Source organism: Vibrio superstes (assembly GCF_003569005.1).
GTDB lineage: Bacteria > Pseudomonadota > Gammaproteobacteria > Enterobacterales > Vibrionaceae > Vibrio > Vibrio superstes.
In genome coordinates this window covers 1,343,912-1,357,552 of sequence record NZ_BCUR01000001.1, presented here as the reverse complement: position 1 = coordinate 1,357,552, position 13,641 = coordinate 1,343,912, and the positions used below count along the sequence as shown (strand labels likewise).

At 42.3% G+C, this 13,641-nt stretch carries 11 protein-coding genes; 5 read left to right on the top strand and 6 right to left on the bottom strand.

Annotation, left to right across the window (positions count from 1 at the left end):
• Window position 1 precedes the first annotated feature (1 nt).
• Genes D5I41_RS05900 through D5I41_RS05890 form a run of 3 tightly spaced genes read right to left on the bottom strand, consistent with a single transcriptional unit; the run spans window position 2 to window position 3,608 of the window.
• Window positions 2-640, bottom strand: coding sequence for an OmpA family protein (locus tag D5I41_RS05900; RefSeq protein WP_119008965.1), 639 nt, complete (start codon window positions 638-640; stop codon window positions 2-4).
• Entirely contained in the window at window positions 640-3,258 is a 2,619-nt protein-coding gene (locus D5I41_RS05895; RefSeq protein ID WP_119008964.1) for a MotA/TolQ/ExbB proton channel family protein, read from the bottom strand. The genes D5I41_RS05900 and D5I41_RS05895 overlap by 1 nt, the downstream gene beginning before the upstream one ends.
• Before the next feature lie 2 nt (window positions 3,259-3,260).
• Window positions 3,261-3,608, bottom strand: a complete 348-nt coding sequence (locus D5I41_RS05890; protein ID WP_235868867.1) for a hypothetical protein — start codon at window positions 3,606-3,608, stop codon at window positions 3,261-3,263.
• A gap of 1,179 nt (window positions 3,609-4,787) precedes the next feature.
• Here D5I41_RS05890 and D5I41_RS21205 point away from each other — a divergent pair.
• From D5I41_RS21205 to D5I41_RS05875, 4 genes are all read left to right on the top strand, one after another.
• Window positions 4,788-4,934, top strand: coding sequence for a hypothetical protein (locus D5I41_RS21205; protein ID WP_162892800.1), 147 nt, complete (start codon window positions 4,788-4,790; stop codon window positions 4,932-4,934).
• Between the two features lie 171 nt (window positions 4,935-5,105).
• The gene (locus D5I41_RS05885) at window positions 5,106-5,342 is read left to right on the top strand and encodes a hypothetical protein (RefSeq protein WP_119008962.1); all 237 of its coding nucleotides are present in this window, start codon (window positions 5,106-5,108) and stop codon (window positions 5,340-5,342) included.
• Entirely contained in the window at window positions 5,329-6,213 is an 885-nt protein-coding gene (locus D5I41_RS05880) for a site-specific integrase (protein WP_119008961.1), read from the top strand. Before D5I41_RS05885 ends, D5I41_RS05880 begins: the two co-directional genes overlap by 14 nt.
• Window positions 6,214-6,374: 161 nt before the next feature.
• Window positions 6,375-6,563 (top strand): hypothetical protein, encoded by a 189-nt coding sequence (locus D5I41_RS05875; protein WP_119008960.1) that lies wholly within the window; start codon window positions 6,375-6,377, stop codon window positions 6,561-6,563.
• A 61-nt stretch (window positions 6,564-6,624) separates the two neighbouring features.
• Here the strand turns inward: D5I41_RS05875 and D5I41_RS05870 are convergent, their stop codons facing one another.
• The gene (locus tag D5I41_RS05870) at window positions 6,625-7,062 is read right to left on the bottom strand and encodes a hypothetical protein (RefSeq protein ID WP_119008959.1); all 438 of its coding nucleotides are present in this window, start codon (window positions 7,060-7,062) and stop codon (window positions 6,625-6,627) included.
• Between the two features lie 131 nt (window positions 7,063-7,193).
• Here D5I41_RS05870 and D5I41_RS05865 point away from each other — a divergent pair, with 131 nt between their 5' ends.
• Entirely contained in the window at window positions 7,194-7,400 is a 207-nt protein-coding gene (locus D5I41_RS05865; protein ID WP_119008958.1) for a hypothetical protein, read from the top strand.
• 988 nt (window positions 7,401-8,388) lie between these two features.
• Here the strand turns inward: D5I41_RS05865 and D5I41_RS05860 are convergent.
• Together D5I41_RS05860 and D5I41_RS05855 are read right to left on the bottom strand one after the other, a co-directional pair.
• Window positions 8,389-11,646 (bottom strand): type I restriction endonuclease subunit R, encoded by a 3,258-nt coding sequence (locus tag D5I41_RS05860; RefSeq protein ID WP_119008957.1) that lies wholly within the window; start codon window positions 11,644-11,646, stop codon window positions 8,389-8,391.
• Window positions 11,646-13,634 carry a nuclease-related domain-containing DEAD/DEAH box helicase gene (locus D5I41_RS05855; RefSeq protein ID WP_119008956.1) on the bottom strand — a complete coding sequence of 663 codons (1,989 nt, stop codon included), beginning with the start codon at window positions 13,632-13,634 and terminating at the stop codon, window positions 11,646-11,648. The genes D5I41_RS05860 and D5I41_RS05855 overlap by 1 nt, the downstream gene beginning before the upstream one ends.
• Window positions 13,635-13,641: the final 7 nt, after the last annotated feature.

Sequence of the window (13,641 nt, the reverse complement as noted above, 5' to 3'; positions counted from 1 at the left end):
TCTATTTACCCACTAGCTCGGTCAAGTCATGACTCTTGAACTCAAAACGAAAAACCACTTTTCTGTTCTGAACAACAGATAAGTTTGTGTCTGCGTCCAAATTACCTCTAGCTGCTGGTAAGATTTTCTCGATAAAACGGCCTTTGTAAGCAAATATCATCTGTTCTATATGAGATGTCACCGCCTCTGCTCGACTTAAACTCAATGACATAGCACGTCCTTGTCCTTCACCTTGCGCAGAGTGCCCTTCAATAACCAAGTGTAAAACCTCTTCAGACGTTTTTTCGTTTAAGAAGATCGCTTGGCTGTAGATAGGGATCAACTTGTTTAAAAATTGTCGCGAAGATTTGTCCAGACTAGATCTATTATTTGAAAAACTTAATCCTTCAATTAATGATAAGGAACCTGTTTCTAAGTCGACTTTAGACTCGATACCTGCTTTCTCTAAACCTTTTTGAATTTCCTCAATAATAACAACTCGGTTGCTCTTTGATTGCTCTTGGTATTGAAACAGCTGAGCCAATGTTGCTATCAGTAGCAAAGCAAATACCATTAGCAAGCCAGCCATCAAATCACTAATTGATAGCCAGGTACCTGTTTCGTCGATTAGCTCTTCTGAAGAATCAGTAAGGTTTTCCATTAAACGACCTGCTCTTTCTTGTCAGCAAGTTCGGCTTTTTCATGTTGCGCTTCTTCAATGACTGTACTCATTAGGTCTACTGCACGATCCAAACGACCGTAAATTCGAGACGAAGTAGCATCAAATGAAGAGAAGTACTCTTCAACTGACTTATTTGCACGCTTAAAGTAATCATCCATCTCTGGGCGAATTTGCGAGGCAACGGCCACGAACTGAGAGGAAGACTCTGAGAAAGCTTTACCAAGTTCTGTTACTTGGCGCCCTATTGACTGCTGAACCAACTGGATTTCACTTGCCCAAGTTGCTTTCTCTAATCCCATCGCTTTCGCCATCGATTGGACTCGATCTGCCGCATCTGCAAGCTGCTTGAACTGTTGATCTAGATCGTTAAGAAGCTCTTTACGTTTGGTGTACTCTTCTTCAAAGACGCCTCTAAAGTTCTCAACTACTTGGTTCAGGCCACTTTTCTGCTCATTCAAAGAATCATCGAGTAGACGATTCTGTTCTTCAAAGTAATGAGTTAGGTTTGCTTGATAGGCATCTCTGAAACTCTCAAGCTCTGTTTGCACAGTATTTGACATGCGAGCGACCTTACTATCAATATCACCAAGACCTGCTTCGAGTTCTTGGCGAGCACAGCTCATCAGCTTAGCGGATTCATCCCCGACGGTGCGAAGCGTATTAGCCTGCTCGTCAAACATCTCCTTGGAGTCTGCGATGATGGTTGAGAAGGCCTTAGTCTGCTTCTCTATGGATTCATTGCCCAGCTTAACAATACCGGTAACTTCTTCAGAGATTTCAGACAGCGCTTTGGTACTATTGTCTGCAAATTCATTTAACGAACGGTCAAGTGAACCTGCAAAACTATCTAGCTTGCCTAGAGTATCGTTTTGGAATTTCACCAGCTCAGCGGTAGCTTTCGCCATTTCAATGTTTGACTCACCAACCTGTGTGGTCAGTTCGTCGGTAACATCTGCAAAACGAGACACAATTTTGTTTGTTTCACTCAGTTCAGAAGTTACTGGCAGAACTACCTCTTCACCCATTTTCTCAACCAGGTGCTCAAATTCTTCCATGCGCGAACGCGAGAGGTCTTCTATACCAAGTTTGATTTCATTTGCCGTTTCGTTATTTTGATCCAAGCGACTACTCAGTGGGTTTTGTACCTCGTCTTGAAGTACTTTGCTCAACTGTTGATAAGTCAAAGCAGAGCCCTTCATTAGTGAGGTTATTTCCGTTAGTTCAGAGATACCTTCACTAATTTCATGGGCAGTTTGGTTGTTTTGGTCAAGTCGTGCCCTAATCGGTTGTTCCAGTTCAGCTTGCATTGCATTGATCAATTGCTCTTGAGTCAGAGTAGAATTCACAAGTTGAGACATAACTACTGATAGTTCAGAGATTCCTTCGCTTACCTCATGCGTAGTTTGGTTGTTCTGACTAAGTCGAATACCAATTGGTTCTGCTAACTCTTTCTTCAATGCGTCGACCAGCTGCTCTTCAGTTAGGGGGGTGGCCTGAGACTCAGAAAAGTTTTCAAGTACGCTTGAAAGAGCAAACATCGCTTCGTTCATCTGGCGGTTTTCCGTAATAACCTCTTCCAGTTTATGAACGGTTGGAACAGTTACTGAATGAGAAAGACTCTCCTCAAACTGCTCCTGAGTAACTGTTTTCTCAACTAAAGCATCAATAACACTGACTTTAGTAGTGATTGCTGACAGCTCATGCGCAATTGGCTGAGTAACTTCAGTTTTGAGGGAATCCGAAAGGCTCTGAGCAATAGTTTTTGCTAGTAACTGCTCATCTTGTTGCAGAGATTGTAATTCGTGAGAGACGGCGGATTTAAGCTCATCAATTCTACCTTCGACAATTTCTGTATTGCGAGCAGATATTTCTTGATACTCAGAAGCTGACAACGCTGATGGTTTAGCAACTAATTGCTGGATAGCTGATATAAGCCCAGAAAAATCAGCTAAATCATTTTTGCTCTCTTTTTGATGCTCTACCAATTGATGAAGTAAATCATTACCTGAGATCAACTTTGAGCTTTGTTGGATTTCGAGAAGAAGTGCATTTCTCTTCTTAGCCTGAGTTGCAATGGCCCAAGAAAGAATAATCATAAAAATAAAACTAGCGGCCATACCTGCGATTGAGGTCAGAAATGCGGTCCCTAAACCTTCCATCAACCCCATCGCTTGTTCAACGAGTTTCGAGGAGTCTTTACTCATTCCGTCAAGAGCACCAAGACCTAAAGTAATACCAACAAAGGTACCCAAAATACCTATTGTTGTAAGTATTGCTGGTACCGATTTATAAGCAGTACTATTGAAAGGAGTAACAATTGAATCAACAGAGCGAAGTAGAAGTACTGAAGAATCTTCGAAAGAAAGTAACTTTCCCTTGTTGCTTTTATGTGTCGCGCATGATTGGCTCGCTAAGAGTTGCGCTTCATCACTCAATTGAAAGAGCGGTACACCTCTGCTAGATACCAACTCCTCAAAGGAAGTTTCTATCTTCTCAAGTGTCTTAGTATGCCGTGCTTTAGATGATAGAAGTTTCGCCAGACAGCTAATTGCTAGAACGACTGTAAATGAGATAAATACAATATTAATTAAGGACATAATCAAACTTTTGGTTGTGTAGCTATTAAGTATTCTGATTCAGTTAAAAGAGATTTAAGCAAAATCTTAGGTATATGTTCGGCATTCCATTTAGAATCTCCATCTGTAGACCTGACTGCTTCATTGCCAAATCTAACGCTAAAAACGTCACCAGAAGGAAAGTTTTCTACATCTGTTTTAAACCAAACACTTGTAGGATAAGACCGGTAAAACTCAACCTGCCAGGCAGACTTTTGCTCCTGCAATATTTTCGCTATATGTGTATTGATGTAGTTATCACAATCTTCTTGAGCTACTTTCCAAGCTCTATTTACTGCGGTGATTTGCTGTACAAATTCTTCTATTTTCATAATTTTCAGTAGGTCGAGTAGTCAAAAATCATATAAATGTGTTCAGCCTAATTGCATGCGATGTTGGTAAATGCAAAGAAAGACTCGAGTTAAAATTTAACAGCCACTAGAGACAAATACTGTCTCTTATCAGAATATCTCTTATTCAACATCAAGCCATGGTTACACCCTAGATTACTAGTGATACACCCGTTCAAATGTGGTTATTAAGCACATTTGATTTCATTTTGTAGGATAAGTTCATTTGTTATCCGCGGTATAGCGCTAGTCACACTAATGCAGAGAAAATCTTCGCGCAAAGCAATCGATTAAAGTTATCAGATCTGCTTTAGTCGAAACTTTTAATCGTACAGAAACTTCATCTTTGGTTAGACCTAGAGAAACACAGTTGTTGCTAAAGTGTCTTAAACTGGGCCTGAACTTGGCACCTTTCTCAAATCTAATCTTTATATGCGCCTGACTCGTCAATATCTATTATCAAAGTGCCGCTTTCTATTCACAAATTGCTGGCAGTAAACTACGTGACGAAGTGTACGCGAACCATCGTCTTCACGTGCTACCATTTTGCGCCAACAATAGAATATTGGATATTCCAGACAAAAACAACATATAATACTTGGTACGCATTGTACGTCAAAATGTTACTTTTAAAAGCTAAATATAGACAATCGATGCCTTTCCACATCTGTTTAGTTCAATTGTTGTTGGTTGCCAAATTAGCAACTCATCTTTATGTCGAGATAATATCTCTTTGAGAAGACATGCTATTGAATGTCCTCCCTACTTTATCCAAGCTAAAACCATCAAAGCTAATGCTTTCCGTTATCTACGAAATTGCAATCTCCTTGCGTTCTTTTTAACGCCTTAAAATCTCCTCGCCCATACACACTGATTTGTGCATGGGCTCAAAAATTTTCTCGGCCTATCGGCCTCGCTGTGTCGAACACTTTCGACACAGCGAGGCCTAAATCTGCATAAGGCTTCACCGCGCTAACGCGCTCAAAACCACAGTGACAAGCACACGCACACCAAAAGCTCCACTTTTGGAGCACGACACTACTTTCCTCCCTGACTTTTACGCATACCCAAAGTAACAGTGCAAAGCACTAACGCGTCCGGACTCTCGAACCGGAGCCTGCATTGGTAGGTATAGAGGCTCATAAAAGAGCAGGAAGCGATATGACTCGTCACGTTAAGACCGAAATGTCTGAATTGACGGGACCGACTGACCTCGAACAGACGAAATCGAGTCTAGCCACAGAGCAGAGCCGGAGCCCACCGACATCGGGCGCTGAAAAGCATGACTTTCCTGAGCTGAACAGATGAAACAGGGGAACTTGACCCATTCAAGACGAGAAGAAACCGCTCGAGAAAGGGTTAAAAGTGGTCAAACACGCTGAAGTCTCTCGCACGCTGACAAGCATTAAGTCGAAGACTCAGACCGGTACCTAAAGAGGTATTTCTAACGAGGTCTCGAACGAATAATGTGAGTAAGTAATGGAAGAATTCAATGCTGAGAAAGAACTCAAAAATCTGCGAGAAAAACGAAAAATACAACGCAAAAGCAAGCGCTATCTTGCGTCAAAGTTAAACAAGTATGGCTTTCAGATTTTGGCGCTGTATTGCAATGGGGCTAATACCACTGAAATACATGCATGGCTGCTCACCAACACAAAAATCAAGGTAGCTCGAACTACCGTTTACCGATGGATTAAGAAACATGACCAAGATTAAAAACCCCTTAAAAGTCGCAAAGAAACAAACCTCGAATGTGATGAAAAAACTGAACCTTCCCAGCTTGGGGACCAAGCGAAACTACGCTCGCTCTCTCACTCTGTTCACCCAGCATTTAAATCTCAACAAGAGCACCAGCCTTCGGCATGCCACCAAAGAACACGCCATGCAGTTTCTTACAGACCGCGCTGTCTGCGTGGGTCAGAAGCAATTAGATATGGACCGACAAGCCATTCAGTCTCTGCTGCGATACAACGGTGAATTAGCCCAAAAGCAAACCCTTGAGGTCATAGAGACTGAGCTAGAAGAAGTCACCCGCTCCCGAGCTTATGACGATGAACAAATTGACTTGATTCAACAGGCTCAAAGCGACAGACACTCTCTGACTACTCGTATTGCGGCAGCAGCAGGCTTCAGAGCCCATGAACTGGGAACCCTATTGCCTAAAGAAGAAAGAGAGCCCGATTTTCGAGAGGCCCATTCAGAATATCGCTTTGCAGGACAGGAGGATTGGGTCGCATACACTGTCGTTGGTAAAGGGGGTTTATGCAGGGAAGCAAGGCTTCCAAGAGCGCTCGCTGATGAATTGGAAGAACGACGGCTTGAAAAGCCTATCTGGCGAACTGATAGAGATATTCCTTACAAAACCTACTACGACATTGGCTTTGGTAAGCAATGGTCAGATTCATTCTCAAAAGCGTCCACAAGAGTGCTTAACTGGAGCCATGGAGCACACGGATTGAGACACACCTATGCTCAACAACGAATGGAAACACTGATGCGTTATTGTCGATACGAAGACGCGCTAAAAGCTGTGTCTCAAGAATTAGGGCACCTTCGGCCTGATATCACCCTCGCCTACTTGCGATAGCGGACGTCTCTCATCATAGATGCCTTCCCTATTTTGATGACTCAATATCCATAACCGTATAAAAAACACAACTCCAAAATTAAATGCAGTTACTTCACCTAACTCAGTTGAAAGCCAATTCAGGTCTACAAATACCATTAATTCAGCGTGAGGTAAAAGGTATGAAATACAATCAATTTAATGAGCATATTGAGAAGATAGAGCACCACATCAAGATGACAGAGCACAATACATCATACTTGAAAAGCGAACTGTGGAAGTTGCGATTAGCCTTTGTTGAAGGTGTATTACCGGAAGAGTTTAAAGATTCGGGAGAAGATAACGTTCAAGACGAAGCCCCATCCGAGTAATCACTGGGCGATTGGTACAACAGCGCTCCGACTGTGGAGTGCTGTTGTACCCTGTCTCATGTTAGAACTCTTGCTTTCCTTTGTACCGAGCCAGTTCCGCCAACTTGTCGGACAGTTCGTCTTGAATCATTCTGAAGCGCACATCCAAAATGTCATAGCGCATTCGATATTTAGCGGAAGTAAACGCGATATACGCGACCCAAAGCATCAACATCCAATGCACCCAATTCATCCCTTCAACCCAGGGGTTAAACCCCATAAATTGAAGCTCGAGCTCATCAGAAAGCACCGCTTGGTTGCCTGACATCAACAACGTTACCCACCCTTTATCTTCAAACCCTATGTAGTAGTTACCTTCCAATACTTCACTCGTGTACCGACATTGAAGATTAGCGCACTCATACAGGTTTACCGTATCATCTTGCGCTTTGTATACCCCTACTGAGCAAGACAGCAGTACCACTATTGCAACAAACATTGCACCGAAGAATCTCAACATGATGTCCACCTTATTGATTTGATTGATTTCACAATCACTCTATCAGGTCGAATCGGCCCCGAAAGTCCCATTCACAACGCAGGAAAAAAGAAATTTAGGTTTTTTTCTCATTCTGAATTTAGAGTTTGGAAATGCGCGAGCAGCGCGCTAAATCTAGCAACACCATGAATACGGATGTTGTGTTTTTCGACTGGAGCAACATTAAAACTTTCTCCCGAGCATTGACTTACCGTGCTTCGAAGCAGCAGCACAACGTCGCTGCCAAAGGAGAAAGACAAAGACAAGGCATGAATAGTCAGCCACACAGAGCAAACAGACAAGTCTATTTCGTTGGTTAAGGGGATTTCTGATAGTTGCGCTGAGTTCCATCTGGAAATAACCAACAAGGAGTTCAACAGCTGAGATACAAGATAATGCTGTGTGTTTCGCACACAGCAGTGAAATAAAGTCGCCAACTACGCGACTAGTCAACGACTTTATCTCCATGGTTTCTCGCTATTTTTCTTTCGAAGACTTCCTTGATTAGCAGTTATGCTGACTGGTCTATGATGGACAACCCTTCAGTTGGCCGCAGGTGACTGAGACAACATCGCCACACTGAGAAAACAAGGCAGAGAGCGGAGTCGTTTAGGTTCCCTTTCCAAAAGGGTCGGTCCTACCCATTTTCAATGGCCTTTCGGGAAGTCCCCTCTGCCTTGTATTTTAGGTATTACAAACAAGTGCTCTTAGATTTCGTGTTCAGTTTTACTTTTGAGCCAACTGTGCAGATTGAAAGTTAAAGCCCTAGCCACTTGGTTTCAGCGTTCAAAGTTTATTTTCGTAAAAAATGGGTTATCGGGGCGACGTACTTAGTGATGCTGAAAATAAAATACTCAAAGAACAAAGGGCCCCTTAGTAACGGGAAGCATTCTATATTGCTTATTCCATGTTCCACTTTGGTGTTACAGCACAGAAATACGGTACAGTGGTTTCATACGCCTAAATGCAGAAAATTAGTTTATCGATGGAGATAATTCGGGCCGTATTACAGATAAGCGTACTGCCTTGAACACCAACTCACACGAATGGGATTGCTAGTATGCTAGACCTACGACTCGCACCTCAGTGCTGATTGCAAAGCAAAAACCATAAAAAAGACGGCTACAACAGTCGATCGGAAGTACCTACATCGTTAATTTACAGAAATCTTTCAGGGTCAATAGTCTAAACAACACCCAGTTCATTACCTTATTGTATTGTTACCTTACAAATAGCGTACTTCATGTAGAAGCCAGCTATGAATAAATACACAAAAGGCAAGGCTCTAGAACCTTACCTTTATTCTACTTAAGATGCATACCACCCATCAGCCAGCACTTCAGCCTGCTCCAATACAAGCTTAATCGCCTCTTCAGCCGCATCAGGCGGATACTTCCAGCGGCGTAGCAAACGACGAACTAAATTGCGCATACGTGCACGAACACTCTCACGCTTTTGCCAATCCACGGTTGCTGATTTACGTAGTTGATTAGTCAGCTCAATTGCGAGTTTGCGCAGGTTGTCATCACCTAACTCTCGAACCGAAGCTTCGTTTTCGACAAGTGCGCGATAGAAAGCGATCTCATCAACAGAAAGGTTCAGTTTGTCGAGCAGCTCTGCATCCTCTTGCATCTCTTTTGCCCACTGAATCAGCTCTTCAATCACCTGAGCCGTTTCAATGTTGCGGTTATGATACTTTTGAAGCGTCGACATTATGCGATCGGAGTATTTCTTCTCCTGTACCACGTCATTCTTCATGCGAGCTTTCACTTCGTCACGTAGTAGCTTTTCGAGCAGTTCTACCGCGAGGTTCTTCTCTTTCATGTTCTTTACATCTTCCAAGAACTCTTCAGAGAGAAGTCCGATATTCGGTTTATCAAGGCCAACCATCGTGAAGATATCATCCACACCATCAGCCACAACAGCGTTATCAAGGATCTGCTTGAGAGCAGTATTCCTCTCCTCGTCTGTACGTTTCTTATCGACTGTGGAGTGCTTGATGAAAGCTGTCTTAATCGCGGAATAGAACGCTATCTCGTTCTTATAGCCACGCGTTTCATCCATGGTGTTGCAGAGCGAGTACGCTTTTGTGAGTGCTGCCATTACATCTAGGAAGCGACGCTTACCATCCCGTACTTCTTTACCATTGCTATCGCTGTGAGATAAACCAGAAAGGTGGTTTACCGCACCCGGTAACAGTTTGAGCGCATCTGTTTCGAAGTCAGGTCGATAGGTAAAAACGCTACCATCCACTGGGGTTGCAAACATTCCACGAATGACATCAACCTTTTCCATCAACACCGCGAAAGCTTCAGCCGTATCTACAGTGGGCTGACCTTTACCTTGGCTATTGGTGTAGGTTTTGAGTGCATTTTTCAGCTCATTGGCAATGCCAATATAGTCAACCACCAAACCACCTGGTTTATCTTTAAACACACGGTTTACACGAGCGATAGCCTGCATAAGGTTGTGACCCTTCATTGGCTTGTCGACATACATGGTGTGACAGCATGGCGCATCAAAACCGGTTAACCACATGTCACGAACAATCACCAATTGCAGTTCGTCCTCGGTGTCTTTATAGCGCTTCTCGAAAAGCTTCTTAGTCTTCTTGTCGTGAATATGAGGCTGCATCTTCTCTTTATCAGAAGCACTGCCCGTCATAACAATCTTAATCGCCCCTTTCTCCGGATCGAGGCTATGCCATTCAGGCTTAATCGCGACAATAGCATTGTAGAGATCGACACAGATCTCTCGACTCATCGCAACTATCATTGCCTTACCGGGGAAAGTAGCAGTACGCGTAGTAAAGTGATTAACAAGGTCTTTGGCAACTTGCTGAATGCGAGGCTCGGCTCCCACCAACTTTTCTAAAGCAGCCCACTGCGATTTGATCTTTTCGCGGTCAGCGGTTTCTTCATCTTCTCCAATCTCATCCTCAACTTCATCGTTGAGAACTTCAATCTTGTCCTGATTGATATCTAGCTTGGCTAATCGAGATTCATAGTAAATGGGAACCGTCGCACCATCATCGACCGCATCTTGAATGTCATAGATAGAAACGTACTCACCAAATACACCACGTGTGTCTTTGTCATCCATAGCGATTGGTGTGCCTGTAAAACCAATGAACGAGGCATTAGGTAAAGCATCACGCATATACTTGGAATAGCCATAAACATACTTGTGTGCTTTGACAGTCCCATTCTCATCTTTGACTTCAACCAGCTTAGACTTGTTACCATACTGGCTTCGGTGAGCCTCATCAGAGACCACCACAATATTGGCTCGACCTGATAAAACCGGGTGTTCCGTCTCATCAGCCAAAAGTGCAAACTTCTGAATAGTTGTGAAGATAATGCCGCCAGATTGACGGTTCAGTAGCAACTCTCGCAGCGTATCCCGATCATCAGCTTGCTGAGGGATCTGCTTTAGTGTCTCTTGAGCCATACCAAATGTGTTGTAAAGCTGGCCATCTAGGTCGTTACGATCGGTCACGACGACAATCGTAGGATTATTCATTGTTGGTTGCTGAAGCAGTTTACTGGCGTAGCAAACCATGGAGATACTTTTACCGCTACCTTGGGTATGCCAGACAACACCCGCTTTACCACTTCCGGGTTTTATCTTGTCTAATCCCTTAGTTGCTTGAACTTGATACTTGGCGACATTATCTGCAACCAAAGAAAAGTCTGTTTCGGCCTGTTTTGCTTTTACGGTCGCTTCTACCGCAGCTCGGACGGCATGAAACTGATGATATCCCGCAATCTTCTTAATGATCTTATCGCTGTCGGTTTCAAACAGAACAAAGTAGCGAATGTAATCCAATAAAAGTTCTGGTTTGAAGAAGCCACGAACCATCGTTTCAAGTTGGAACTCAAGCAGCGGCTTATCATCCTCGCCAGAGACCGTTTTCCAAGGTAAGAAACGTTCCTTGTTCGCTGTGAGCGAGCCAACACGTGCCGTCCATCCATCACTAATAATCAGAGCTTCATTGAACACGAATAGCTCAGCAATTTCATCTTTGTATGTTTGTAGCTGATTATAGGCATTCCATATATCCGCATGATCGTCGGCTGGGTTCTTCAGCTCAACAACGGATATTGGCAAGCCATTGATAAACACTACAACGTCTGGACGACGATTACCCTTAGTACCAGTGATAGTGAATTGATTTACGACTAAAAATTCATTGTTATCAGGGTTAGCAAAATCCATCAAGCGAGCATGGGTGTGTTTTGGAGTCGGCTGACCGTCTTCAATGACGGTGTACTCAACAGGTACACCCTCTATCAGAAGCTTATGAAAGGCTCGATTATTTTTTATAAGCACAGGTGTTTCAGGTGTGCTTACTGTGTTCACTACCTGATTAAGGCTCTCTACTGGTAATTCAGGGTTTAAAATCACCAACTGATTAAATAAACGTTGCTTCAGCACCACCTGATGATAATCATCACGTTCGGGTGAGTCTCCGTCAGGTGCGATGTCGTAGCCGTTTTTGTAGAGATAACCTTGATCGATAAACCAATCAAGGCACTGTTGTTCTAGTTGGTCTTCTGTGATCATTAAAACAGACCTCCACCATTGTTTTGATTATTCATATTTGAATTAAAAAACTCAGAAAACTGACTTTCTTCACTGACATCTAGAACAATAAGATTTTCTACAGAACGAGTAATTGATGTGTAAACTATCTCAGGTGTATCTCTATCATCCAAAAGATAAAAAACTGTCTTTGACTCTAACCCTTTAAAACTGTGAACCGTTGATAACTTTATCAGGCCACTGTTAGCATAAAAATGGTTCTTCTTAGTTCGTCTTGCACGTTCAATGTCTGTCTTTAACTCTTTATGCTGGTTTATAGCTAATCGCAATTCCTCTTCAGACATCATCATCAATCGTTCTTGGGTTAAATCAGAATTATATGGTTGTATTATCTGACTTAACTCTTTGTAGTTTTCAAACATACAATGCGTTTTTTCAAGGTTTGCAAATTGCTCCGCGAGTCTTCGCACAAGATATATGCTGGATGACAGTACAACTACATCATTTGGGACAAGCTTATTAGTTTTAATGACCTTTTGTATCAACTCAAACGACTGGCTTACCCAATTATCTTGGCATGAATGGTATTCCAACGTTTCAAAAGTAAACCCTTGTTGTACCGGTACTGTTTCTAGAACTTCAGTGTCTGTATATTTTTCAATGAGATACTTGGATTGGTAATCTTTAAACACTTGATTTAATGGTGAGTCTAGATTGGTGCGATACGAACGCTTTAACTTTTTCCAGTTTCCAAAACCTTGCGCAATAACTGCTGCTCGTTTCGTTTCTCGCTCGTAGATATTTTGAGATTCATCACCAAATAACACCATTTCTGCTTCAGAATAAAGAAAGTTATCCCTCAGAATTTTCACCCATTCACTCTCAAAGTCCTGTACTTCATCGACTAGAATAGTATCAAAACGGCTCAGGTCGTAGTCCTTGAATACATCTGTTTTGTAGAGCTTATCTAGGCCATATTTATCAATCAGATCGCTGATATCTTGACCTGATTCGTTGACTTGAGAATTAAAAAACTGGTGGTAATTGCTAACGGCAAAGTTTTGCTCATCTCTGAAGCCCAAAATGTCACTAATTCTGTCTTTTATAAGGTTTTTTAGTGTGATGTTGAAGGTAACAATCAACACTTTCCCACCATGTCGTTTATAAGCATTAACGGCTCGTTGTGCGATAATTGCTGTTTTTCCACAACCAGCTACACCTTTGATCTTTTCCTTACCTTGATTACTTAGTGCTAATTTAATTTGTTTGTCGTCTAAAGGAATCGACTTGCCTTGCTTTTTCGTGTGTTCACTTGGCATTAAGCGACGTCTTAGGTCATCATATACACGTTTATCAAATAGCACATGAGATGAAATACTCTTGATCTTGTTGACTAAGTTTGTAGTCTGATCCCCTGCGTAAGCGATAGACTTATCGCGAGCAATGCGTTTCTTTGTTCGCGATAACCCTTCAGTTTGTCGATTGAAGACATCGATTTTGATTTTCTGATTTCGGCGGGCAATAAACAGTTCATTTGTCTTTTGCCTTAATTCTTCTTCAGCCGGCTGATACAGCTTATTAACTTGCTCTCTACTCGCTTTATGAAGGTATACAAATGGATGAACGAGATTAAAAAAATTTCTATTACCTAACTGTTCTAACCCCAAAACAGGCAGATGCAGCTGATACAAGTTTTTCTTGTAAGTGAAAGCTTGAGACTGAGGTGAAGATATTCTCGACTCCCCTCTCTCAGATTTAACTGACCATTTGTTATAGCTGTCAACTTTGTAGTTTGACAGAGTGTAATCTTTTACTTCTACAACAAATATGGCGACCCCTTCCTTTACTATTATAAAATCAGGTCTATCACCATCTAAAAAAGGGTTGAAAAAAACTTCAAAGCTATCATCCAGTGACTGCTCAAAAACACCTAGCAACGCCAACTCTCCTTCTGTTGGCTTTACCTTTAGTCGAGAAATATTTTCAAGGTTTGGATAAAACTTAGCCATGTTTCCT

Coding starts and splice junctions, on each gene's coding strand:
- D5I41_RS05895 (WP_119008964.1), bottom strand. CDS start 3,258: ATGTCCTTAATTAATATTGTATTTATCTCATTTACAGTCGTTCTAGCA.
- D5I41_RS05875 (WP_119008960.1), top strand. CDS start 6,375: ATGAAATACAATCAATTTAATGAGCATATTGAGAAGATAGAGCACCAC.
- D5I41_RS05880 (WP_119008961.1), top strand. CDS start 5,329: ATGACCAAGATTAAAAACCCCTTAAAAGTCGCAAAGAAACAAACCTCG.
- D5I41_RS05865 (WP_119008958.1), top strand. CDS start 7,194: ATGCGCGAGCAGCGCGCTAAATCTAGCAACACCATGAATACGGATGTT.
- D5I41_RS21205 (WP_162892800.1), top strand. CDS start 4,788: ATGACTCGTCACGTTAAGACCGAAATGTCTGAATTGACGGGACCGACT.
- D5I41_RS05890 (WP_235868867.1), bottom strand. CDS start 3,608: ATGAAAATAGAAGAATTTGTACAGCAAATCACCGCAGTAAATAGAGCT.
- D5I41_RS05855 (WP_119008956.1), bottom strand. CDS start 13,634: ATGGCTAAGTTTTATCCAAACCTTGAAAATATTTCTCGACTAAAGGTA.
- D5I41_RS05900 (WP_119008965.1), bottom strand. CDS start 640: ATGGAAAACCTTACTGATTCTTCAGAAGAGCTAATCGACGAAACAGGT.
- D5I41_RS05885 (WP_119008962.1), top strand. CDS start 5,106: ATGGAAGAATTCAATGCTGAGAAAGAACTCAAAAATCTGCGAGAAAAA.
- D5I41_RS05860 (WP_119008957.1), bottom strand. CDS start 11,646: ATGATCACAGAAGACCAACTAGAACAACAGTGCCTTGATTGGTTTATC.
- D5I41_RS05870 (WP_119008959.1), bottom strand. CDS start 7,062: ATGTTGAGATTCTTCGGTGCAATGTTTGTTGCAATAGTGGTACTGCTG.